Raw genomic sequence first — 24,139 nt, 5'->3', positions numbered from 1 at the left:
GCGATGTCGTCCGAATCCGCGTCCGGGCAGGTGGGAGGCTCAACCGTTGTTCAGTCGTGTTGCCATCGTCAATCGTGGTGAGGCCGCGATGCGGCTCATTCACGCCGTGCGCGACCTTGCGGCAGAGACGGGAACACGCATGGAGACCGTCGCCCTCTACACCGATGCCGACCGCACGGCGACGTTCGTCCGCGAGGCCGACGTCGCCTATGCGCTGGGCCCGGCCTCGGCCCGCCCGTACCTCGACTACGCGGTGTTGAAACGGGCGCTGGTCGACACCGGGGCCGACGCCGCATGGGTCGGCTGGGGTTTCGTGGCCGAAGATCCGGCGTTCGCCGAACTGTGTGACGAGGTCGGCGTGACGTTCATCGGCCCGAGCGCTGCGGCGATGCGCCGACTGGGCGACAAGATCGGGGCCAAGCTGCTGGCTGAAGAGGTCGGTGTGCCGGTCGCGCCGTGGAGCCGGGGCGAAGTGGCCACCTTGGACGAGGCACGACGAGCCGCCGACGACATCGGCTACCCGTTGATGCTCAAGGCCAGCGCGGGCGGCGGCGGTCGCGGCATCCGGATGGTGGCCTCGGCGGACGAACTGGCCGAAGCGTTCGAGCGCACCAGCCAGGAGGCGCTGCGCGCCTTCGGCTCCGGCGTGGTATTCCTGGAGCGCCTGGTCACCGGTGCTCGGCACGTCGAGGTCCAGGTCATCGCCGACGGGCAGGGCACGGCCTGGGCGCTGGGTGTGCGGGACTGCTCGGTGCAGCGGCGCAACCAGAAGATCATCGAGGAGTCGGCGTCGCCGGTCTTGACCAGCGAGCAGAGCGCGGAGCTGAAAGCGTCGGCCGAGCGCCTGGCGCTGGCTGTCGGCTATCGCGGCGCGTGCACCGTGGAGTTCCTGTACCACCCGGACGAGAAGCTGTTCGCGTTTCTCGAGGTCAACACCCGGCTGCAGGTCGAGCACCCGATCACCGAGGTCACCACCGGCACCGACCTGGTCCGGCTGCAGCTGCACGTGGCCGCCGGAGGCACGCTGGACGGGGACCGGCCGGCCGAGAGCGGGCACGCCATCGAGGCCCGGCTCAACGCCGAGGACCCGGATCGCGACTTCGCGCCGGCGCCGGGCCGGATCGCCGGTCTGGCCCTGCCCACCGGGCCTGGTATCCGGGTGGACACCGGGTTCAGCGAGGGCGACACCATTCCGGCCGACTTCGACTCGATGATCGCGAAGATCATCGCCTCCGGCCGCGACCGCGACCAGGCGCTGGCCCGGCTGCGTCGGGCCATGGCCGATACCACGGTGATCATCGAAGGCGGCATCACCAACAAGAGCTTCGTGCTCGACCTGCTCGACCAGCCCGAGGTCGCCGACGCCAGCGCCGACACCGGCTGGATCGACCGGGCCCGCGCCGAGGGCCGCCTGACCAACCATCGGCATTCCGCCGTCGCCCTGGCTGCAGCAGCGATCGAGGCCTACCAGGACGAAGAGGAACTCAGCCGGCAACGACTGCTGGCCACCGCGCACGGTGGCCGACCCCAGGTGCAGCACGACGCCGCCCGCCCGCTGGACTTCAAGCTGCGTGGTGTCGGGTACCGGGTCCAGGTGGCCAAAGTCGGCCACCAGCGCTTCCGCATCGGCATCGCCGGCGTGGGCACGGCCGACGTCGACGTGGAGCGGTTCGACCGGCACAGCGGGCGGATCACCGTCAACGGCTGCCGGTTCCGGCTGATGTCCGCCGCGCACGGGGCGGTTCACCTGGTCGAGATCGACGGCGTCGCGCACCGGGTCAGCCGCGACGAGGGCGGCGTGGTTCGCTCGCCGGCTCCCGCGCTGGTGGTCGCCATTCCGGTCGCGGCCGGCGACGAGGTCGAAGCGGGCGCGACGATCATGGTGCTGGAGAGCATGAAGATGGAGACGGCGCTGCGCGCGCCGGTTCGCGCCCGGGTCCGGGAATGCCCGGTGTCGGTGGGCAGCCAGGTGGAGACCGGTGCGCCGCTGATGCGGCTGGAGCCGTTGGCTGACACGGGCACCGACGACGCTCAGTCGGCCGCCGACGGCTCCGTCGACGTCGAGTTCCCCGCTCAGCCCCGTGGGGTATCGGCGGCCGAGCACGTCGAGCGCGGCCTGCAGGACCTGCGCAGCCTGCTCCTCGGCTTCGACGTGGACGAGCACGACCACCAGCAGGTGGTGTCGGCCTACCTCGCCGCGCGGGCCGAACTGCGCGAGCACCCGCTGGAGGGGGAGCTCGACCTGCTCGGGGTGTTCGCGGATCTGTCCGAGCTCAGCCGGAACCGGCCGGGCAGCGAGATCGACGCCGAGCCGGACAGCCCGGTGCACAGCCCGCGCGAATACTTCCACAGCTATCTGCAGAGCCTGGACGTCGACCGCGCCGGCGTCACGGAGAGCTTCCGCGAGAAGCTCGCCACGGTGCTCGCTCATTACGGTGTCACCAGTCTCGACCGCACGCCGGAGCTGGAGGCCGCGGTCTTCCGGATCTTCCTCGCACAACAGCGCATGGGCACCGACGTGGCCGTGGTTTCAGAGCTCCTGCGGCAGTGGCTGACCGATGCACCGCCGGTGGAGGCACTGCGCGAGCGCGCCGGGCGCACGCTGGAGCACCTGGTCGAAGCCACCCAGGTCCGGTTCCCGAAAGTCTCCGACCTGGCGCGCGGCGTCGTCTTCCGCTGGTTCGCTCAGCCACTGCTGCGCCGGAACCGCGCCGAGGTCTACGCCGCGGTGCGCGACGAGCTGCGCTACCTGGACCGCTACCCGGACGCTCCGGATCGCGACGAGCGGATCCAGGCCATGGTGGTCAGCTCCGAGCCGCTGGTCCGGTTGGTCGGTCAGCGCATCGGCCGCCCCGGGCGCGACCACGCGCCGTTGCTGGAGGTCCTGACCCGGCGCTACTACGGCAACCGCGAGCTGTCCCAGGTCGGCGTGCAGGAGGCGGCGGGCTACCGGTTCGTCACCGCCGAGCATGCTGGTGCGAAGGGCGCGACGCGGGTGGTGACCACCGCGGTCGACATCACCGACCTGCCTGGCGCCGTCGCCGCGCTGACGACGTTCACCACCGGCCTCGCCGAGCGCGGCCTGGTCGCCGACCTCTATCTGACGTGGGAAGACCAGCCTGACGCCGACGCGATGGCGCAGCGGCTCGGCGAGCTGATCGCCGAGCATCCACTGCCTGCCGCCGTTCGCCGCATCACCACCACCGTCGCCGGGACCAGCGGTGCGGTGATGCACCACCACTTCACCTTCCGCCCGGACGGCGCGGACTCGACCACCTTCACCGAGGACCGGCTGATCCGCGGCCTGCACCCGCAGCTGGCCAAGCGCCTGCAGTTGCAGCGCCTGCGCGAGTTCGATCTCACCCGGCTGCCGTCGGCCGACGAGGAGATCTACCTGTTCAAGGCGGTGGCCCGCAGCAACCCGGACGACGAGCGGCTCATCGCGATGGGCCAGGTGCGCGACCTGACCCCGCTACGCGAGGCCGACGGCCGGCTGGTCGCGCTGCCCGCCGTCGAGGACGCGATCACCGCCGGTCTCGACGCGATTCGCAACGTCCAGGCGCAGCAACCGCACAACAAGCGGTTCGAAACCAACCGGATCATGATGTACGTCTGGCCGTCGACGGAACTGTCGATGGACGAGCTGAATGCGCTGGTCCAGCGCATCTTGCCGACGACGGCCGGCGCGGGGCTCGAGGAGGTCCAGTTCGTGGCCCGCCAGCGCAACGCGGCGGGTGAGCTGGCCGAGGCGGCGGTGCGGATCACGCTCGACCCGGGCCACGGCCCGCACCTGGAGGTCGGCGAACCGTCCACGGAGCCGGTGCGCCCGCTGGACGGCTATCGGCAGAAGGTGCTGCGCGCGGCCCGCCGCGGCAACGTCTACCCGTACGAGTTGACCGGCCTGCTCGCCGGGCCGCAGGGCACCTTCGTCGAGTACGACCTCGACGAGGCCGCCGAGTCGGCGGCTACCCGGGCCACGTTGGACGTCAGCCCGCTCGTGCCGGTGGACCGGCCGAAGGGGCTGAACTCCGCGGCGATCGTCGCGGGCGTCGTCACCACGCCCACCGAGCGGCACCCCGAAGGCATCACCCGGGTCGTGTTGCTCGGCGACCCCACGAAGTCGATGGGTGCGCTCTCGCAGCCGGAGTGCTCACGGGTGATCGCCGCTCTGGACCTCGCCGAACGGATGCAGGTGCCGGTGGAGTGGTTCGCGTTGTCCGCCGGGGCGCGAATCTCGATGACCTCCGGTACCGAGAACATGGACTGGGTCGCCGCCGCGCTCAAGCGCATCGTCATGTTCACCCAGGCCGGTGGCGAGATCAATGTCGTGGTCGCAGGGATCACCGTCGGCGCCCAGCCGTACTGGAACGCCGAGGCGACCATGCTCATGCACACCAAGGGCATCCTGGTGATGACGCCGGACTCGGCCATGGTGCTCACCGGCAAGCAGTCGCTGGACTTCTCCGGCGGCGTGTCGGCCGAGGACAACTTCGGCATCGGCGGCTACGACCGCGTCATGGGACCCAACGGGCAAGCGCAGTATTGGGCCCCGAACCTGGCGGCGGCCCGCGACGTCTTGATGTCGCACTACGACCACGCCTACGTCGTGCCCGGCGAGTCGACGGCCCGGCGTGCCGGCACCGACGACCCGATCGAGCGCGACGTCTCCGTGTTCCCGCACGTCGTCGATGGTAGTGACTTCACGACCGTCGGTCAGATCTTCTCCGCCGAGCACAACCCGGACCGCAAGAAGCCGTTCGACATCCGCACGGTGATGCGTGCGGTGAGCGACCAGGACCATCCGATGCTCGAGCGCTGGGCGGGGATGGCCGACGCGGAGACCGCCGCGGTCCACGATGCGCACATCGGCGGCTGGCCGGTCTGCCTGATCGGCATCGAGTCGCGGCCGGTGCCACGCCGGGGCTTCCCGCCCACCGACGGCCCGGACACCTACACCGCGGGCACGCTGTTCCCGCGGTCGTCGAAGAAGATCGCACGAGCGATCAACGCCGCCTCGGGCAACCGGGCGGTCGTGGTGCTGGCGAACCTGTCCGGGTTCGACGGCTCGCCGGAGTCGATGCGCAAGCTCCAGCTGGAGTACGGCGCGGAGATCGGGCGCGCCATCGTCAACTTCGACGGCCCCATCGTGTTCTGCGTCATCTCGCGGTATCACGGCGGCGCGTTCGTCGTGTTCTCCAAGGCGCTCAACCCGAACATGACCGTCTTGGCGTTGGAGGGTTCGTTCGCCTCCGTGCTCGGCGGTGCCCCAGCGGCTGCCGTCGTGTTCTCCGGCGAGGTGAACAACCGCACCGCGACCGACCCGCGGGTGGCCAAGCTGCACACGCAGCTCTCGGCGGCCGGTGGCGCCGAGCGGGCGGCGCTGAGCGCCCGGGTCGCCGAGGTGCAGGCGGCCGTCCGGGCGGAGAAGCTCGCCGAGGTCGCCGCGGAGTTCGACCGCGTGCACAGCATCCAGCGTGCGGTCGACGTCGGCTCGGTCGACGCGATCATCAACGTCACCGAGCTGCGCCCTCGCGTCATCGACGCCATCACGACGGGCATGGACCGTTAGAAGGCGCCGGCGAATCCGTCCGCGCGGCGCGACTTCTGGAGGGTTCTCCACCCTTCGCGCTCGCCGGAAGCGTGGATAACCCTCCAGAAGTGGACAAGGGCGCTGCCGGTCAGGTTCGGTCGAGGCGTTGGGCGATGGCGGCGCGCGAGCGGATACCGAGTTTGCGCATGGCGGTCGTGATGTGGCGGGCCACGGTGTTCACCGAGAGATACAGCTCGGCGGCGATCTCCTTGTTCGTCCGGCCCTTCGCGGCGAGCTCGGCCACTTCGCGTTCGCGGGGCGACAGCGCCGAGCCGTAGCTGCGGCGCCCGCCGCGGTGGCGGCCCGGGACGGGCAGGCCGTGCCGACGGGCCAGTTGCCGCGCACGTCCGGCGTCCCAGTCCGCGCCGAGGTCTCGATAGGTCGCCAGAGCGCCGAGCAGCAGGCGGGCGGCCTCGCTGTCGTCCGGAACGGGACCGGTGGTCTCGGCCAGCATCGACATGGCGGCGAGCTCGCGTGCCTGTGCGGACTCGTACGGGCAGAGCAGCGGCTCGTACAGCGACGCGGCCCGGGCGAAATGGCCGGCGGCGAGGCCGAGATCGCCGGCGCCGAGCCGGACGAAGCCGCGTGCGTGTTCCAGCGCGGCGGGTGCCAGCGGCGCATCGAGGTCACCGAGCCGGTGCGCGTACGTGGTGACGATGTCGCGCGCATCGTCGTGCCGGCCGGCTTCGACCATGGCTTCGGCGACGGCCGGCAGGGCGCGAGCGGCCGGGACGAGGACGCCCCGCGGCTCGACGGCCCGGAACATCCGGTCGGCCACAGCCAGCCCGGCGTCGGGAGCGCCCCGCGCCACAGACAAGCGGAGCAGCGCCGCGGTGGGGATCGGCACGACGTCGAAGCCGCCGAGTTCGTCGGCGAGGTCGATGACCTGCTCGAGCGCGGTGTGGGCCGCGTCGAGCCCGCCCTGGGCGAGCGCCAGGCAGGCTGCGGCGGTCTGCCCGTCGATGCGAGCCCGCGGGTTGCCGGCGAGCTCGTCGACGAGTGCTGCGGCCTCGTCGGCCAGCCCGGCCCACGAGCCGCGGCAGTAGCGCAGCAGCGCCAGGCCCGAGCGCAAGCTGCGCTCCATCCGGGCGCCGGCGTCGCCGCTCGCGGCTTCCAGCCCGGCGCTGAGCAGCCGGTCGGCGGCGTCGTGATGACCGGCGTAGGTGGCCTGGGTTCCCACCGACCAGTAGGCGTTGATCTCACGGCGATGTCGCGGGCGGCCGTTGGTGGCGCGTTCGACTCGGGCGATCGTGCTGCGCCACTGCGGATCACCGAGGGGCACGTGCACCATGGCGATCTTGCCGAGCAGGAACACTTGGAAGCGGACATCGGCGATCTCCGGCACCACCGCCAGCGCACGGTCCAGCCAGGCTCGATGCTCCGCCGGGTCCCGGTCGCCGGCCATCGGGATCCCGAGCACGACCATGGCCCAGGCCTTCAGGTCCGGGCGGTGATCGAGGTCGGGGACGGCGTCGGCGAACAACTGATGGGCCCGCATCAGCTCGGTGCCCGCGTCGTGCAGCAGTCCACCCAACCGGAACCGGAGCTCACCGCGGATCGGTGCCGGTAGCTCTTCGTCCAGGACTTCGCTCAGCAGCCCGGTGACGTCATGCGCCCGGGACGCCTCGATGGCGGCCTGGCCGAGCTTGACCGCCAGCCGGCCGCGCTGCTCCGGTGCCGCCGGGGCGTGGCGCAGGACGTCCTCCAGCAGGCGCACGGCCTCGGCGTCGTCACCGAGCTCGAAGGCTTGGTCGGCGGCGCGTTCGGCGGCGACGACCCAGTCGTCCAGCCGGCCGGCGTGGCGTAGGTGGTGGGCGATCTGACCCAGCGGTTCGGGCTCAGCTGCAGCGAGCTCAGCAGCAGCAGTGCCATGCAACAGCTGCCGACGTGGGCTGGGCAGGTTCTCGTAGACGGCCTGGGCGGCCAGCGGGTGGCGGAAGCCGATACCGTCGTCCTGCTCGGTCAGCACCCCGGACGCCAGCGCCTCGCCGATGCCTCGCATCGCCTCGTCGCCGGGCACCTGCGAAGTCGCCACGAGCAAGGGGACCGGGACGGCGACCTGCAACACCGCGGCCGCCTCCACCGTCCGGGCGGCGGCGTCACCGAGGTGCGACACCCGCTCGAGCACGGAGTCGCGGATCCTGGTGGGCACGTCGAGCTCGGCCAGCGCGCGCCGTGCCCAGCTGCCGCTGCGGCGTTGCACCAGACTGCCGCGGGCCCGCAGCAGGGCGATGAGCTCCTCGATCGCGAAGGGCAGCCCGGACGTCCGCTCGCACAGGTAGGCGGCGAACTCCGCGGAGACCGTCTCGACGCCCATGATCGCCGCGGCGAGCTCACCGGCGGCCTCCGGGCCGAGCGGGTCGACGCTCACGTCGGCCCGGCGTGTGGTCGTCGGCAGGTCGGCGGCCAGGGCACGCACGCGCGGGGCGACGGTCTCGTTGCGGTGGGTGACGACCACCGACAAGTCGGGCAACGACTCGTGCAGCAGGTAGTGGACGAAGTCGCCGGTCTGGTCATCGGCAGCGTGCAGGTCCTCGAGGATCAACACCGTCGGCCCGAGTGCGGAGAAGACGTCGACGAATCCGCGGAAGACCCGATGCCGCTCGGCGGCCCGATCGTCCAGCGGTTCCAACGGCGCCGGAAGGACCTCGGTGAGCTCGGGCAGGAACGCGCGCAACGCACCGGCGACGGGGGACAGCTCGAGTCCGGCGAGCTCGGCGCCGAGCCCGCGCACGGCGTCGATGACCGGTCCGAGCGGGAACGACTCACGAATCCGGTGACACCGCCCCAGCAGCGTCCGTCGTCCGTCTCGCGCAGCAGCGGTGGCGAACTCGCTGACCAGCCGAGTCTTGCCGACACCAGCTTCACCGCCGACGACGACCAGCGCCGGGGAGGTGGCCGTGGCGTCGATCAAGCGGCGCAGCTCGCCCGCCCGTCCGACCAGGGCAGGAGAGACCACGGAATTCGTGGCGACACTCAGCTCGGCCATGCCGCGCTGAGCATATCGCGAACCGACGCCGTGAGCGCGGCTGATGGTCTGCGGTACACCAGCAGCGCTCACGGCGTGGTCGAACACGGCCGGACGGCCTTACGGGTCGCGGATCTCCCCGCGCGGGTAGACCGTCACCGGATCGGAGCAGACCTCGGTACCAGCGGCACACACCCGGTAGGTGAACGACTCGCCTCGCCGGGGCCGGCCCACCATGTCGGTGTGCTCGCCGGTGTTGGCGACCGTCGCGACGGTCAGTCCGTCGCGCTCGATGTCCACCTGCTCGGCGCTGAGGCCGGTCCAGGTCAGGTCGGCGTACCAGATGCCGCCGGAGACCCGGGTTTCGACGTCCAACTCCGGCTCGTCACTGCCCGCGGCGACGACGAGGCTCACCGGAACCGTGGTGATCGGGGTGGCCGGGTCGTTGCTGGCGATGCACAGATGGGCGGTGTGCGTGCCTTCGTCGAGCTCGGCGGCGTCCAGCGTGACCTCGACCGTCCCGGTCTGACCCGGCGCCACCGTCCCCGACCGCTGGGCCACGCCCAGCCAGGACGGCAGCTCACAGTGGACCGGCTCCAGCGGCGTCCCGTCGACGGCCATCACCAGGTGAGCCTCGGGGAAGCCGATGCTCTCGATGGTGACCGGGTTCGGGGCCGAGCAGTCCGGCGCGGAGATGTACGACGGAGCACTCTGCCCGGCGCTGTTCACTCCGGGGGAGATGTAGCCCACGCCCTCCATGTCGGGAGCGACGACCTCCAGCACCATCGTGGCCCCGGCCGGAACCCGGGCCTCGAGCGGGACGGTGACCAGCTTCGGCTCCAAGGTCTGCAGGCTGACCGTCGTGGTGGCCAGCCGGCTCAGCTCCATGTACTCGAACGCGCCCCCCATGGTGTAGAGGTTCACCGTCAGTTCAGCCTTCGGCGTCACCAAGTGCACGCCGAAGGTGACCTCGCTGACGTCGAACGCGCCCTCGACGCCGAAGTCGGTCAGCGTGAACGTGCGCAGGAATCGGTTCTCGCGGCTCGTGCCGGTCAGGTTGTTGGTGCACACCGGTGCGGCGGCGGCACCGATCTCCATCGAGGCCGAGTGGGTCAGCCGTACGCTGTCGGCCCCGTCCGCCGGCTGCGACGGATCGGCCGAGTCGCCGTCGGTTGACGGCCGGTCGCCAGGCTGGGTGCGCAGTACGTCCGGCCCGGGCTGCACGGCCCAGCCGTCGGTGGCCTCGTCCTGGTCCGGGGCGAGCGCGGTCGTGTTCGCCGGGGTCTCGGCGACGGTGGCCGGCCCCGCCGGGCGCAACCGTCCCGACACCGTGCTCTCGGCCTCGATCTCCCAACTCAGCTCGCCGCCACCAGGATTGCTGAGGCTGAGCTGCTGAGTGGTCGACTCACCCGGGGTCACCTCGGCGGCCAGTTCACCGGGGGAGACCTCGATGGCGGGGTCGGCCGGCGCGTCGCTGCCGGGGACGAACACGTAGGCCGTGCCCTGCCTGGCGGTGTCGCCGGAGTCGGCGTCGGGCGCCCCGACGATCACGTCGCCACCGGAGACGTCCACCGAAGTGCCCAGGTGATCGCCTTGTGCGGTGGTCTTGGCGACGAGCTTGCGCTGCTGGGTCCAGCCGTCGCCGTCGCGGGTGAACACCACGGCCGAGCCCTTCTGCAGATCGACGCCGGCGGTCTGCCCCTGGTAGGGAGCACCCACGACCACGGCGTCGCCGTCGATCGCCACCGAAGTCCCGAACCTGTTGTTGACGTGGGCGTCGGTGGGGGCGAGCTTGGCCTGCTCGGCCCACTGCGCGTCCGCACCGGTGAACACGTACGCAGAGCCGTGGCTGACGAGGAAGTCCAGCGCGGGCCCGCTCGCGCCCACGACGATGGTGCCCTCGTCGAGATCCACACTGGTGCCGAAGGCCACCTCCGGAGCAGCGTCGGACGGGGTCAGGATGCGCTGTTCGGCCCAGCCGTCGTCGGCCCGGGTGAACACGTACACCGCGCCCTGGCGGAACTGACCGCCGATCGTCGTGTTCGGGGAACCGATCACGACGGTGTCGCCGTCCACAGCGATCGACGTGCCGAAGTTGGCGAACGACGAACCCTCCGCGGCGACGATGCGCTGCCCCGGCGACCAGGTGTCGCCGTCGCGTTCGAAGGCGTACACGACGCCCTGGACGTTGTTGTCACCCACGTGGTCGTCGGGCGCGCCCACAGCGACGGTGTCGCCGTCGATGGCCACCGCCTTCCCCAGGTTGCCGCCCCTGCGGACCTCGTCGGTGGTGAGCTTGGCCTGGTAGGCCCAGGTGTCGCCGTCTCGCGTGAAGACGTAGGCCGCGCCGGGCTTGGACTCCGCGGTGCTGGCGCCCGGGGCGCCCACCACGACGGTGTCGCCGTCGACGGCCACCGAGGAGCCGAACAGCACGCCGATGTCGCGGTCTTCGGCCGGCGGAAGCAGCGTCGTGCGGTACTGCCAGCCGCCGTCGGTACGGGTGTAGACGTACGCGGCGCCCACGTTGGCCGTCTCGTCGACGTCAGTCAGGAACGCCCCCACGACGGCGGTGTCGCCGTCGATCGCCACCGCTTCACCGACCTGGTCGTCTGACAGCCCGTCAGCCACGAGCTCGGTGTACAGCGCGTTCTCGTCTGCGCCGCTGTCGCCGAGGATCGTCACCACCACGTCGACGACACTGAGCTCCTTGTCGGGGTCGTTGGTGCGCAGGCACAGGGTGGCCGACAACGTGCCCGGTGACATCCCGGTCGAGTCGACCGTCACCTCGAGCTTGCCGGTGGCATCCGGCGTGACGGTGCCCGAGTGCGGTGCCACCGTCAGCCAGGCCACGTCGCCGGGTGCGGCGCAGTGCTCGGCCTCCGGCGCCGTGCCCTCGTCCAGCTGCCACGTCAGGTCGGTGTTGCCGCCGTTGCCGATGCTCACGGTGTGGCTCGCCACGTCGTCCACGCCCTGCGCCGCGGTGATGTTCGTCGGGGTGAGCACGGCCGTCGGGGGCACCGGGGTGCGCGGCGTCACGACCACCGGGTAGTGCACCGGCGTGACGGGCCGGCCGTTGTCGTGGACGGCGCTGGTGCTCAGCGCGATGTCGGCGAAGGCCGGTTGGTCCGCTGTGGTCGCCGAAAGGTCGACGGTGGCAGTGACCTCCACCGTCTGGGTGGCGCCCGGTTCGATCGTGAACTCCTGCGGCTCTACCGTGATGGAGACCCCCTCCGGCGCCGTCACGTCGGCGGTGTACGTCGCGGCCACCGCCGAGACATTTTCGACGGTGCGGGTCCACGAGCACGACTCCACGCACGTGGTGTCGACGAACGACGGCAGGTTCAGCGAGCTCGGGTCGCCGCCGATCGCGGGGTCCGCGGCCAGGAAGTCAGCGTAGGACTCGTCCATGACCAGACCGATCCGCCCGGCGCCGCCGAGATCCAGCCGACCCGAGCCGACGTCGTACGCATCGGCGGTGCTGGTGCCGTCCTCGGCGCGGATGTCGGGGTCCGCCGACGATGCCAGTGCCGAGGTGATCTGGGCCGGCGACCAGTCCGGGTGCAGGGCGGTCAGCAACGCGCCGGCGCCTGCGCCGTGCGGCGAGGCCATCGAGGTGCCGCTGAGCACCACGTACCGGTCCGCCGCGCCGTCCGGTCCCATGCCGGCGGCCAGGACGTTGACACCGGGAGCGGCGAACGTGGGCGCCAGCATGTCCAGCCCGCCCGGCCCGCGGGAGCTGAAACCGGCGACGATGTCCTCCCACTCGTGGTCGTCGACCAGCTCGGTGGTGTTGCCCAGCCGGACGGTGACCGCGTCGTCGTGGTCGGTGAGGAAGGTGCGCAGCGCGGCACCGGCGTCCCGCTCGATCATCACCGCGGGCACCGTCGTGTCCTCGAGCCCGCCCATGGGAACCGGCGGGCCGGCCGTCGCGTCCACCACGACGACAGCGACCGCTCCCGCCGCGGCGGCGTTGTCCACCTTCACCGAGTACGCGCACGTTGCACGGTCGATCAACGCCACCGCACCGTCGAACGCGCCTTCGGGGAACGCGCGGCAGCCGGCGTCGTTGCCCGGCGCGACGACGGCCGCGGCACGGATCGGCGCCTCGATGTCGGCAGCGTGATCCGGGCCGGAACCGGGCGCAGCGCGCAGTCCCGTGAGCTCGTCGGGCACCGGCGCCGGGCCGGTGACGTCGAGCGTGGTGACGAACCCGCGGTAGTGCGTCGTCGCGGCGACCGCGGCGTTCCAGGGCCCGGTGTGCGCGACGGTGCCGGCGCCAGGGCCGTCGTTGCCGGCCGCCGCGGCGACGAAGATGCCGGCGTTGAACGCGTCGAGGAAGGCACGGTCGACGAGGTCGCGCCACGGGTCCTTCCCGCCGCTGATCGAGAAGTTCAGCACGTCCACACCGTCGGTCACGGCCTGTTCCACGGCGGCGACACTGCTGGTGGTGGGACAGCTGGGATAGCAGACCAGGTAGGAGATGAGGTTGGCTCGCGGGGCCACGCCCTGCACGGTGCGGGTGAAGGTCTCGCCGCCCACCTGCACGGTCGCTTCGTGCAGGTTGCCGGCGATCGTGCTGGCGGTGTGACTGCCGTGGTTGTCGGCATCGCGGGCATCAGGTGATGCCGGGTGCAGGTTGTACGCGCCGACGAGCTTGTCGTTGCAGATGTCCTGGTGGTCGGGGTGGTCAGGGGAGCAGACGCCGAGGTAGGTGCCCGAGCCGAACGGGTTGGTGTGCTCGTACCCTTCGCCGTCGGTGGCGGCGAACGACGGATGGTCGGGGTTGACCCCGCTGTCGATGACGCCGACCAGGACGCCCTCGCCGCGGGTGCCGGCGTCGTCGCCAGTCGCGCCGGTCCAGATGCTGGCCGAAGAGATGAGGTCGTGACTGACGTCCGTGGCGAGTTCGCGTTCGACGTCGCGATACACCGCGGTGACGCCGGGCAGGCTCGCGAGCTCCTCGGCTTCGTCGTCGTCGACCTGGACGGCCAGACCGTTGATCACGTTCTGGTAGGTGTAGGCCACGTCGACCGACCGGTCCAAGGCCTCGTCGATGGCGGCCCGGGCGTCGGCCTGCCGCTCCTCGAGGTGATCGCGGTACGCCTCGCTGGCCGGTGCGTCGACGTCCAAGCGCTGCGCACCGGTCACCTGCGGGCTGGTGGGCGCGAACCCGTCGACACCGCCGGTGTAACTGGCCAGTGCGGGTTCCTCGAGCTCGACCACCCACAGGCCGGTGCCCTTACCCGTCGTCCGGAACACGTCGCCGGCGTCGTCGGTGCTCACCTTGGTGGGGTCGCCAGGGGGGTCGGCGGCGGTCGGCGGACCGGGGGGCTCAGCCGCGGAAGGTGTGGCCAGCAGGACCGACAGCATCGCCGCTGCGGTGACCGAACCCAGCCAACCAGCGGCACGCTGCCGTCGCGGGCGCGCGAAACGTCGTACGGTCAACAGACTTCTCCTCGCCTTCGGCGTCACTCGGCCGAGCGTGCCGTTTGGTGTCGTTTCGCACCATTGCGAAAAGTGGTGAATTTTGCTCCGGGCGCCTGGGCCGTGTCGCCCCCACGCCACGCTGCCGACCTCGCTCGTTCGTCGGTTGAGGATCATTCCACGTAGGCCGCGATGTAGACGGCGATGAAGGGTGTACACGCCGGTGACCCGGGGGTAGCCTGAAATGCGTCTGCAAGGGGGGCGGTGGCAGATGAGTAGTGCGTGGTTATCCACTGCATCGGATGCGCGAATGTTGAGTATGTCGATCGCATCCAGCGAGACCTCGCTCGATATGTTGCCGGTGCGCCGGGGCGAGAGTGTGGCTCGCGAACTGGCGGGGCGGCCGCTGTTTCGTTACGTCGACGAGCGGCACGCCAAGGAAGTGCGTCATCCAGGCCCGGTTTTCGTCACGCCTACGCCGTATCAGCCCGACGAGCTGCAGACCTATCTGGCGCTGACCGGCTGGCCGGCGGCCCGGACGTTCGTGCTGCGTCTTGATCCGCTGAAGCTGAGCTCACTGCGCGGGCCGCGTTGGTGCGACGTCGGTATCGGCGTGGAATACATCCTGTTACGCGGCTACGAACCCGAGGCCGTCATCGATCCCGATGGGGCGGTGGAAATCCGGTGAGAACACTGCGCCCGGCATTCGTTCATGCCATGAACGAAGCATTCTGGTCTGCTTCTGAGAAGTACGAACTCGACGTGTTGTATGTGGCCGCAGATCGTCATTCGGTCACTGAGTGGATGGCGCGTTCCCGCCCAGGGGCATTACCCGAGTCCTCGCACGTCGGATTCGTCGCCCTGGCCGCATGGGCCGACGAGGTCGGGGACCCGGTGCTCGAGTCGTGGGGGGCGATCGCCACCCATCAAGGCGCCCAGCGCGAGATCGTGTACCGCAGCACGTGGCCCGACTCGTCCGAGCGCATCGATGACGACGTCAACACGCTGGTCGCATCGCTGGTCGATGCGTGCCTGGACCGCGCGACGAAGCTGTCCGACCTGTACTTCGGCCGGTCGTTGCCGGTGGAGTTCATCACCAGCCGCACCGACGACAGCCCCGCACGCCTGGCCGAGGTCACCGAGGGCAGGTGAGCCCGCTGCGGCTTCACTCGGCCGGCGGGGCGGTGCTCTCGCGGACGATCAACTCCGTGGCGAGGTCGACGCGCAGCAGTTCCGGCTCCTCGCCGCGCGACAACTCGACCAGCAGGCGGGTCGCTGTGCTGGCCATGGCATGCAGCGGCTGGTTGACGGTGGTGAGGGCGGGGCCGATCCACTCGGTGAGGGGCAGGTTGTCGTAGCCGACCACCGAAAGATCGCGAGGCACGTGCAGCCCGAGCTCACGCGCGGCGCGGAGCACGCCGAGCGCCTGCATGTCCGAGCCGGCGAAGATCGCCGTCGGCCGGTCGGGACGTGAGAGCAGGTCCTTGCCATGCTCGTAGCCGCCGTCGACGTAGAAGTCGCCGTACCGGATCAGCGACGGGTCGACGGTCAGGCCCGCTTCGGCGTGGGCGCTGCGGAACCCGTCGACTCGAGCGCGCGAGCACACGACGTCGGCCGGCCCGGAGATGACGGCGACGCGCCGGTGGCCCAGGCGCAGCAGATGCCGGGTGGCCGACAACCCGCCGTTCCAGTTGTTGGAGCCGACGGTCGGCACGTCCTCCGGCGGCTCGCCCGCGGTGTCGACGACCACGAACGGGATGGACCGGCTCTCGAACTGGTGCTGTTGAGCCTTGCCCAGCCCGGATAGCACCAGGATGACGCCGAGCGGGCGACGGGCGAGAACCGCGTCGAGCCAGTCCTGCTCCGGCCGGTGCCGGCCACCGAACTCGGAGAGAACGACCCCGACCCCTTCCGCGGCGGCCGAGGCCTCCACCCCCCGGATGATCTCGATGGACCACGCGGAGTCGAGCTCGTGGAAGGCGAGATCGATCAGCGGCGGCCCGACGACCGCAGGCCCGCGCCGGCGTCGCTTGTACTGATGCCGTTCCAGGGCCGCCTCGACCTTGGCCCGAGTCTTGGGCGCGACGTCGGTCCGGCCGTTGAGCACCTTGGAGACCGTGGGCACCGATACGCCGAGCTCGGCGGCGATGGACGAGATGGTCGCCGACGGACCTGAGCGCGGTGCTCCTCCTGGCGAAGTCGCTGACATAAGCGCGCATCCTCGATGGCGGGTAGGTGATCAACAGCGTCGAAATTATCGGCTTGATCATAGCAGCACGTGGTGGTGCGTCACGGCCACACATGGCGCTGACCGTGATGCCGTCGCTGGAGGTCTGGGCCGATCACGGCCACCGGTGGGTTGACGTCGGTAGGGCAGCGGCCCTACCTTGCCATGACTGATATCGGCTGTGGATCCGAAAGTTTCGGATGAGGAGTTCCATGACGACGGAAGCGAGTGCCGCCGCGGGCGACTCGAACATGCCGGTGCCGACCTGGCAGGATCCGGCGCGCACGCCGGCTGAGCGCGCGCATGCCCTCGCCGCCCGGATGACGCTGGAGGAGAAGCTTGCCCAGCTGGTCGGCGTGTGGGTCGGTGCGGACGCTTCGGGCGGCGGCGTCGCGCCGCACCAGTCCGAGATCGTGCCGGAGCCGGTCGAGTGGTCCGAGGTCATCCGCTTCGGGCTGGGCCAGCTGACCCGGCCGTTCGGGACGAACCCGGTCGACCCAGTCTCCGGTGCGCTGGCGCTGGCGAAATCACAGGCCGAAATCGTCGCGGCCAGCCGGTTCGGCATCCCCGCGCAGGTCCACGAGGAGTGCCTGACCGGGTTCGCCGCCTGGCAGGCCACCGCCTATCCGATCCCGTTGGCCTGGGGTGCGACGTTCGACCCCGACCTGGTCGAAGAGATGGCCGGGCGCATCGGCGCGACCATGCGGGCCGCCGGCGTGCATCAGGGCCTCGCGCCGGTGTTGGACGTGACCCGCGACTACCGCTGGGGCCGTACCGAAGAGACGATCTCCGAAGACCCGTACCTGGTGGCGACCGTCGGTGCGGCCTACGTGCGCGGCCTGGAGAACGCGGGCATCGTGGCCACCCTCAAGCACTTCGCCGGCTACTCCGCCTCCCGTGCCGGGCGCAACCTGGCGCCGACGTCGTTGGGCCAGCGTGAGTTCGCCGACGTGTTCGCGGCTCCGTTCGAGGCGGCGCTGCGCCTCGGCGGGGCGCGCTCGGTGATGCCGTCGTACACCGAGATCGACGGCGTTCCGACCGCGGCGGACCCGCGACTGGTCACCGGGCTGCTCCGGGAGGCCTGGGGATTCGACGGGACCGTCGTCTCCGACTACTTCAGCGTGCGCTTCCTCGAAACACTGCACGGCGTGGCCGACGGTGCGGTCTCGGCGGCCGGTCTGGCGCTGCGTGCCGGCATCGACGTCGAGCTGCCGACGGTCGACACCTTCGGGACGCAGCTGCTCGATGCGGTTCGTGCGGGCCGGATCGACGAAGCCCTGGTGGATCGGGCGCTGCACCGCGTGCTCACCCAGAAGGCGCAACTCGGCCTGCTCGATGCCGACTGGGACCCCACACCACCCGGCGTCGAGGAACTGACCCTCGACGACCCGGCCAGCCAAGACGTGGCGTTGCGCCTGGCCCGAGAGGCGATCGTGTTGCTGAGCAATCCGGGCGACGTGCTGCCGCTGCCCGCCAACGCGCGCGTCGCGCTGGTCGGGCCGTTGGCCGACGAACCGATGGCGATGCTGGGCTGCTATTCGTTCCCCGCACACGTGGGGGTGCAGCATCCCGGCACCGAGATCGGGCTGGAGATCCCATCGGTGTACGAGGCGCTGCGGGCGGTGCACGAACAGGTGCGGCACGTCCGCGGCTGCGACGTCACCGACGAGGACCGGTCACAGATCGCCGACGCGGTCGACGCGGCCCGGGCGGCCGACGTGTGCATCGTCGCGGTGGGCGATCGCGCCGGGCTGTTCGGCCGGGGCACGTCCGGCGAGGGATGTGACGTCAGCGAGCTCAGACTGCCAGGAGTTCAGGACGAGCTGGTGCGCGCGGTGCTGGCGACGGGCACGCCGGTGGTGCTCCTGCTGCTCACCGGACGGCCGTACGCGCTGGGCGGATACGACGACGCCGCTGCGATCGTGCAGGCGTTCTTCCCCGGCCAGCTCGGCGGCCGGGCGCTGGCCGAGGTGTTGACCGGCGCGATCTCCCCGTCGGGACGGCTACCGGTCAGCGTCCCGCGTGATCCCGGTGGCCAACCAGGCACGTACCTCGGCCCGGCCCTCGCGCACCGGTCCGGCGTGTCGAACATCGACCCGGAGCCGGCGTTCCCGTTCGGGCACGGACTCAGCTACACGAGCTTCGCCTGGGACGACGTGGCCGTGGAGGCAGACGCGCAGACCTGGCCGTCCGACGGCGCGGTCGAGGTGCGCCTCACCGTGCGCAACACCGGCGACGTGGCCGGCGCCGACGTCGTCCAGCTGTACCTGCACGACCCGGTCGCCCAGGTCACTCGGCCGGTCGTGCGGTTGATCGGCTACGCCCGGGTCGCGCTTCGGCCAGCTGAGTCGACCGTCGTGCGCATCCGTGTGCCCGCCGACGTGACCGCGTTCACCGGGCTGGACGGACGGCTGATCGTCGAGCCGGGCGAGGTCGAGCTACGGGTGGCCCGCTCCAGCGTCGACGTCCACACGACGTTGCCGCTGCGGATCACCGGCGCTGAACGCGAAGTGGGCCCCGACCGCCAGCTCGTCAGCCACGTGCTCGAACCGCGACCGCAGGCACGCCCGGTGCAACCTGGTGCGCAGACCACCGGCTGAGCTTGCCCACCCACGAACGCCCGCCTTCTGGAGGTTCTCCCCCTAGTCCGGGGCACTCGAGACGTACCGGACCCCTCCAGGAGGCGGGTCATCGCTGTCGATCACGCCGGTGATGACTTAGGAAAGCATTTCCCGTTACCCTCCCGTACATGGGAGCGGTCAACCTGAAGCAGATCGCCCAGCGGGCCGGTGTCTCGTTGGCTACGGCGTCGCGGGTGCTTTCCGGAAGTGACTACCCGGTCAAGGACGATCTGCGCGAGCGGGTGCTCGAGGTCGCGGCCCAGCTCGATTACGTACCCAACGCCAGTGCGAGGGTGCTGCTCAGAGGGCGGTCGTCGATCGTGGGTGTGCTCGTCGGTGACGTCTCGGATCCGTTCTTCTCCGGCATGATCGGCGGCATCTACGAGGTGGCCGACGACGCCGACTACATGGTGAACGTAGTCAACACGTTCCGTGAACCCGGCAAGGAACTCGATACGCTGCGGCGGCTGCGCGAGCAGCGGGTCGACATTCTCATCGTGGCCGGCTCGGGACTCGACGACGCCGCATTCACCGCTGGAATGGAAAAGAGCCTCGCCGCCTTCGTCCAGGGTGGCAACGCGGCGGTCCTGATCGGCCATCACGGAATTTCCGACGACGTCCACGCCGCCCGGGTGCACTTCGACAATCGCGAGGCCGCACGCGAAGTCGCCGAACACCTGCGCGAACTCGGGCATCAGCGGATCGCGTTGATCACCGGCGATCCGCGCCTGCTGTCCACGCGCGATCGCGTCCTGGGGTTCCGCGACGTGTTCGGTGACCGGGTGATCCCGGTCGAGACCGAGCCCACTCGCGACGGTGGCTACGAGGCGGCGGGGACGATCCTGAGCACTCGTCCCGAGGTCACCGCCATCGCGTCGACGGCGGACCAGATGGCCTTCGGGACGTTGGTGTACCTGCGTGAGCGGGGAATCCTCGTCCCCAACGAGATGTCCGTGACGGGCTTCAACGACATCGACGTCGCCAAGGACTTCGTGCCGTCGCTCACCTCGGCGCACGTTCCGCTCCGGGAGATGGGGCGTCGGGCCATGGAGCTCGGGCTCCAGGGGCTCGAGGGCGACGTCGACGATATCGAGGTTATGCCCGAGCTGGCGATCCGCGCCTCGACGGGCCCGGCGCGCAAGTAGGCGTCTGCCTGCGGCTGCGTCGACTCGCCATCCGAGATAAGGTTTTCTCCACCGTCGTCGCGGGTCGTTGCCGGCGCCGCCACCCGGTGGTCCACTGACCACGGCGTTCATCGACGATGCGGGGCCGGGAGGTACGCAACCCGTAGCATCGGCCCCCATCGGTGATCAGTAACGAGTCGGCAACGCCGACTAGACACCGGACAGGTTTATAGACAAGGTTTTCTATGCTGTGGCAACTACCTCAAGGAGAAGTGTGATGGCTCGTAAGTACGTCAAGGCCGCGGCTGTATTGACGGCGATCGGCCTGGTCAGCGCGTGCTCGGGGGAAGAAGATCTTCCTGAGGCTCCGACTGCGGGCGAAGCGGCGGACGTCACTGGCGAGATCACCATTCGCACGTTCCCGATCAGTCCCGAGGTCCGCGCCAATGCCGACGAAGAGTTCTGGCAGGGCATGATCGACAAGTTCAACGAAGAGTTCCCGGACATCGAGGTCACCAGCGAGGTCCTGCCCTGGGCCGACCGCGACACGGCGTTGTCCAGCGCCATCGCCGGCGGGGTCGCACCGGACCTCGTCTACATGATCCCGAACGAGATCGTGCAGTACCAGGAGCAGGGGGCGCTCACGCCGCTGGACAACATCCTCGAGACCGACGGCTATTTCGAGAATGCGCTGGAGTACGGCAACATCGACGGCCATCAGTACAGCGCGCCGATCCTGATGTCGGTCGTGCCCACCACATGTAACGGTGAGCTGTTGGACCAACTCGGCGCCGAGGTGCCCGAAACGTGGGACGACCTGCTCGCGCTCGGTGAGGCCGCCAAGGCCGAGGGGCTGTACGCGACCCAGCTCAACTTCAAGCCCGACGACGCCATGGACATGTCGTTCCTGCCGTATGTGCAGCAGGCCGGCGGCAGCACCTTCGACGAGGACGGCAACCCGGCCCTCGACTCGCCCGAGGTGCTCGAGGCGGTGCAGTTCCTCCACACCCTCGCCGAGAACGGCTACATCGACATCGACGACTCGGTGACCTCGGTGGCGATGGAGCAGTCCGGTATCGCCGAAGGGACGGTCGTGTGTGAGATGACCAACGGCGTCGGGCTCATGGAGCCCTACTGGGGTGACGCCCGCCGCGTCGGCCCGCCGCTGACCAACGTCGAGAGCGCCGGCTACGGCACGATCGGGTCGTTCACGCTGCTGGAAGGGTCGGACCAGCAGGAGGCCGCGGCGGTCTTCCTCAACTGGGTCACCAAGCCGGAGCAGCTCACCGCCATTCACGATTTCAGCCTGTTCTACCCGCCGAAGGAGAACGCTGAGACCACCATGGCCGAAGGCTCCCCGGAGGCGGTCGCCGGTGAGTACCTCGACGTGGTCACGCCGGGTGTCCAGCACCCGAAGGCGCGGGAGGTGAACTCGGTCATCATCGCCGAGATGCAGAACGTGCTGCTCGGCGAGAAGTCTCCCGAAGACGCCGTCGCGGACATGCAGGCCCAAGCAGAAGAAATCGTCGGCTGATAGCCGATGTCGTCTGCGGTCACCGCCCCGCCTGCGAAGAAGGCCTCTCGGCGCCGGCTCGTCGAGCGCCGAGAGGCCCGCGCGGGGATCCTGTTCGTCCTTCCCGTCGTCATCCTTTTTCTCGTCTTCAAGCTCTTCCCCGTGCTCGGCGGGATCGGCATCTCCCTCGGGGACTACAAGATCACCGGGGCCTTCGAGTTCCTCGGCGTCGAGAACTACCAGGAGATGCTCACCGACTCCGCCTTCTGGGACTCCTTCTGGGTGACGGTGATCTACACCGTCGCGGTGGTCCCGATCTTGATGACCATCGCGATCTCGCTGGCGATCTTGGTCCGGCGGATGGGCCCGTTCATCAAGTTCTTCCGCGCGGCCTATTTCGTCCCCTCGATCACGTCGCTGGTCTTGGCCGGTGCGGTGTTCGTCTGGGTGTTCAACGCCGGCGGCATCATCCCGCGCATCGGCGAACTGTTCGGCGGCAGCGGGCGCTCCTGGCTGGGACACTCCACGCTGGCTCTGGTCGCGATCATCTTCGTCGCCGTGTGGGGTCGCTTCGGCTTCGACATGCTGGTCGTGCTGGCCCGGCTGCAGGACCTGCCGCGCGAGTTGGACGAGGCCGCGCTCGTGGACGGCGCCAACGGCTGGCAGCGGTTCTGGCACATCACGTTCCCCCAGCTCCGACCGCAGCTGTTCTTCCTCGTGGTCATCGAGACGACCTTTTCGTTCCAGGTCTTCGACGTGGTGTACGTCATGACCGGCGGCGGTCCGGCCGGGTCGACCAATGTGCTGGGCATGCTCCTGTACGAGGAAGCCTTCCGGCTGTTCAACTTCGGCTATGCCGCCGCGATCGGCGTAGCCATGATGATCCTGCTGGTGGCCCTGGCGCTGATTCAGCGCGCAGTGATGGACCGAGGTAGTGACTGACATGGCGACGACTGTCCTGGACATCACGGCGACACCGGGCGCCGACGAGCCACCCGCGCGCGGCGGGGGAGGCAAGCAGAAGCTCGCTGCGCGCGATCCGATGGCCCCGCGGGGCTGGGCGGCGATCCTGCAGTACGCGCTGCTGGTGATCGCCGGCCTGATCGCGCTGTTCCCGTTCTACGCGATGCTGGTGATGTCGCTGCGTGCGCCCGGCGTCGCGTTGTCCTTCCCGGGTTCGCTGGTCCCCACGGACTTGACCTTCGAGCACTACCAGGAGATCTGGGCCACCGGCAAGATGCCGCGATGGATCGTCAACACGGTGATCTACTCGTTCGTGTCGGTGTTCTTCGTGTTGCTGTTCGCCGCCATGGCCGGCTACGGCTTCGCCAAGAAGCGGTTCCGTGGCCGCGAAGTCCTGTTCTGGTTGTTCGTGGCCATGGTGATGGTGCCCTACCACGTCACGCTCATTCCGCAGTTCATGCTGATCTCGGAGATGGGTGGGGTGAACACGTACTGGGGCTTGATCCTGCCGACTCTGGTGAACGTTCAGGCGACGTTCTTGATGCGCCAGTTCATCACCAGCATTCCCGATGAGCTCATCGAAGCGGCGAAGGTGGACGGCGCGAGCGAGCTGCGCATCTTCTTGACGATCATCATCCCGCTGTGCAAACCGATCCTGGCGACCCTGGGATTGTTCGTGTTCCTGTGGCACTGGAACGACTTCCTGTGGCCCCTAGTGGTGGCCCAGAGCGAGGACGTGCAGGTGCTGACCGTCGGCGTGGCGCGCATGCTGCAGGAGAACGCGCCGCTCAGTACGACGCTCGCGGGCTCGGCGATCGCCTTGGCGCCGATCCTCATCGCTTATCTGTTCGCGTCGCGGTACTTCACCGAAGGCGCGGTCATGTCCGGGGTAAAGGGGTGAGTGGTGAACGCTGACGCCCGTCAAGAGGGCTATCAGGCCGAGATCGAGCACTATTTTCGCGCCACACTGGTCGATGGCGCGCAGGAGCTCTCCGAGCAACTGTGGCATCGCGACTACTCGTCGACCGACGCGTACCTCGCGAGCGTGAAGTCGCGCCGGGACGACTGGCGCAGACTGCTCGCGCCGCCCAGCCTGCAGGCTCAGGGCGAACCCGAGATCGGGACGTGCGTGGTCCCGGGCAGCCGGTGGATCACCGTCAGTCTGGACCATCACCTCACGGCGCAAGGGATGCTGGTCGCTCCTCCGGGAGCCACCAAACTCGTCGTCTTCCAGCATGGCCTCGGGTCGACACCCGAGCGGGTCATGGGGATCGGCGACAGCGCCGAGGGCTACGACGCTGTCGGCGCTCGGCTCGTGGAGGCCGGGTATGCGGTCCTGGCGCCGATGAACCTCATCGGGCTCGCGCCGCGTGACCGTGCCCAATGTCTGGCGCGGCTGGCCGGGATGACCGTCGAGGGACTCGAGTTCGCCCGTCTCCAGCATCTCCTGGCTGCGGTTGAACAGCTCGAGCCCGGCCTCGGTAACGGGCCGTACGCCCTGGCCGGAATGAGCTGGGGTGGCATGGCCGCGCAGTTCTGGTCGCCGTTGGACGAGCGGATCGCAGCGGTGGCGTCCCTGGGATTCTTCAACGACCGAGCCACGAAGATGGTCGTCCAGGACGCCCGCTACGTGACCTTCTACGACCAGAAGGTCAGCCACGCCTTCCTGCACGGACACCTGCTCGGATTCGGGGACGCCGATCTGGCCA

General features: G+C 69.8%; 12 protein-coding genes. 9 read left to right on the top strand and 3 right to left on the bottom strand.

From position 1 onward, the window contains the following. Nucleotides 1-46 precede the first annotated feature (46 nt). Entirely contained in the window at nucleotides 47-5,569 is a 5,523-nt protein-coding gene (locus tag M6444_RS07680) for a biotin carboxylase N-terminal domain-containing protein (protein WP_363326278.1), read from the top strand. Between the two features lie 109 nt (nucleotides 5,570-5,678). Here the strand turns inward: M6444_RS07680 and M6444_RS07675 are convergent, their stop codons facing one another. Beyond that, on the bottom strand, nucleotides 5,679-8,579 hold the full coding sequence (locus M6444_RS07675) for a LuxR family transcriptional regulator (RefSeq protein ID WP_298325131.1): 2,901 nt from the start codon (nucleotides 8,577-8,579) through the stop codon (nucleotides 5,679-5,681). A 99-nt stretch (nucleotides 8,580-8,678) separates the two neighbouring features. Further along, nucleotides 8,679-14,003, bottom strand: a complete 5,325-nt coding sequence (locus M6444_RS07670) for a S8 family serine peptidase (RefSeq protein ID WP_298325128.1) — start codon at nucleotides 14,001-14,003, stop codon at nucleotides 8,679-8,681. Between the two features lie 298 nt (nucleotides 14,004-14,301). Between M6444_RS07670 and M6444_RS07665 the strand changes: the two genes are divergently transcribed. Together M6444_RS07665 and M6444_RS07660 are read left to right on the top strand one after the other, a co-directional pair. Next, entirely contained in the window at nucleotides 14,302-14,670 is a 369-nt protein-coding gene (locus tag M6444_RS07665) for a hypothetical protein (protein WP_298325125.1), read from the top strand. 29 nt (nucleotides 14,671-14,699) lie between these two features. Further along, nucleotides 14,700-15,134 (top strand): hypothetical protein, encoded by a 435-nt coding sequence (locus M6444_RS07660; protein ID WP_298325123.1) that lies wholly within the window; start codon nucleotides 14,700-14,702, stop codon nucleotides 15,132-15,134. A gap of 13 nt (nucleotides 15,135-15,147) precedes the next feature. On the opposite strand, the gene M6444_RS07655 is transcribed toward M6444_RS07660, so the two are convergent. Further along, a complete protein-coding gene (locus tag M6444_RS07655) occupies nucleotides 15,148-16,191 on the bottom strand; it encodes a LacI family DNA-binding transcriptional regulator (RefSeq protein WP_298325120.1) in 1,044 nt (347 codons plus the stop codon). A gap of 230 nt (nucleotides 16,192-16,421) precedes the next feature. On the opposite strand from M6444_RS07655, the gene M6444_RS07650 reads away from it, so the two are divergent. From M6444_RS07650 to M6444_RS07625, 6 genes are all read left to right on the top strand, one after another. After that, nucleotides 16,422-18,809, top strand: coding sequence for a glycoside hydrolase family 3 N-terminal domain-containing protein (locus tag M6444_RS07650; protein ID WP_298325117.1), 2,388 nt, complete (start codon nucleotides 16,422-16,424; stop codon nucleotides 18,807-18,809). 149 nt (nucleotides 18,810-18,958) lie between these two features. Next, nucleotides 18,959-19,975, top strand: coding sequence for a LacI family DNA-binding transcriptional regulator (locus M6444_RS07645; protein ID WP_298325115.1), 1,017 nt, complete (start codon nucleotides 18,959-18,961; stop codon nucleotides 19,973-19,975). Between the two features lie 256 nt (nucleotides 19,976-20,231). Further along, nucleotides 20,232-21,488 carry an extracellular solute-binding protein gene (locus M6444_RS07640; protein ID WP_298325113.1) on the top strand — a complete coding sequence of 419 codons (1,257 nt, stop codon included), beginning with the start codon at nucleotides 20,232-20,234 and terminating at the stop codon, nucleotides 21,486-21,488. A 6-nt stretch (nucleotides 21,489-21,494) separates the two neighbouring features. After that, nucleotides 21,495-22,409: a sugar ABC transporter permease gene (locus M6444_RS07635; protein WP_298325111.1), complete on the top strand. Its 915-nt coding sequence runs from the start codon at nucleotides 21,495-21,497 to the stop codon at nucleotides 22,407-22,409. A 1-nt stretch (nucleotide 22,410) separates the two neighbouring features. Continuing rightward, complete coding sequence (locus M6444_RS07630) at nucleotides 22,411-23,331, top strand: carbohydrate ABC transporter permease (RefSeq protein WP_298325108.1); 921 nt, start codon at nucleotides 22,411-22,413, stop codon at nucleotides 23,329-23,331. Nucleotides 23,332-23,334: 3 nt separating this feature from the next. Next, nucleotides 23,335-24,139, top strand: an 805-nt coding sequence (locus M6444_RS07625; protein WP_298325105.1) for a hypothetical protein, incomplete at its 3' end; no start/stop codon positions are given.

The sequence above is a fragment of the Haloactinopolyspora sp. genome (genome assembly GCF_027324685.1).
Taxonomy (GTDB): Bacteria; Actinomycetota; Actinomycetes; order Jiangellales; family Jiangellaceae; genus Haloactinopolyspora.
This window is presented reverse-complemented; position numbering and strand designations above follow the sequence as displayed.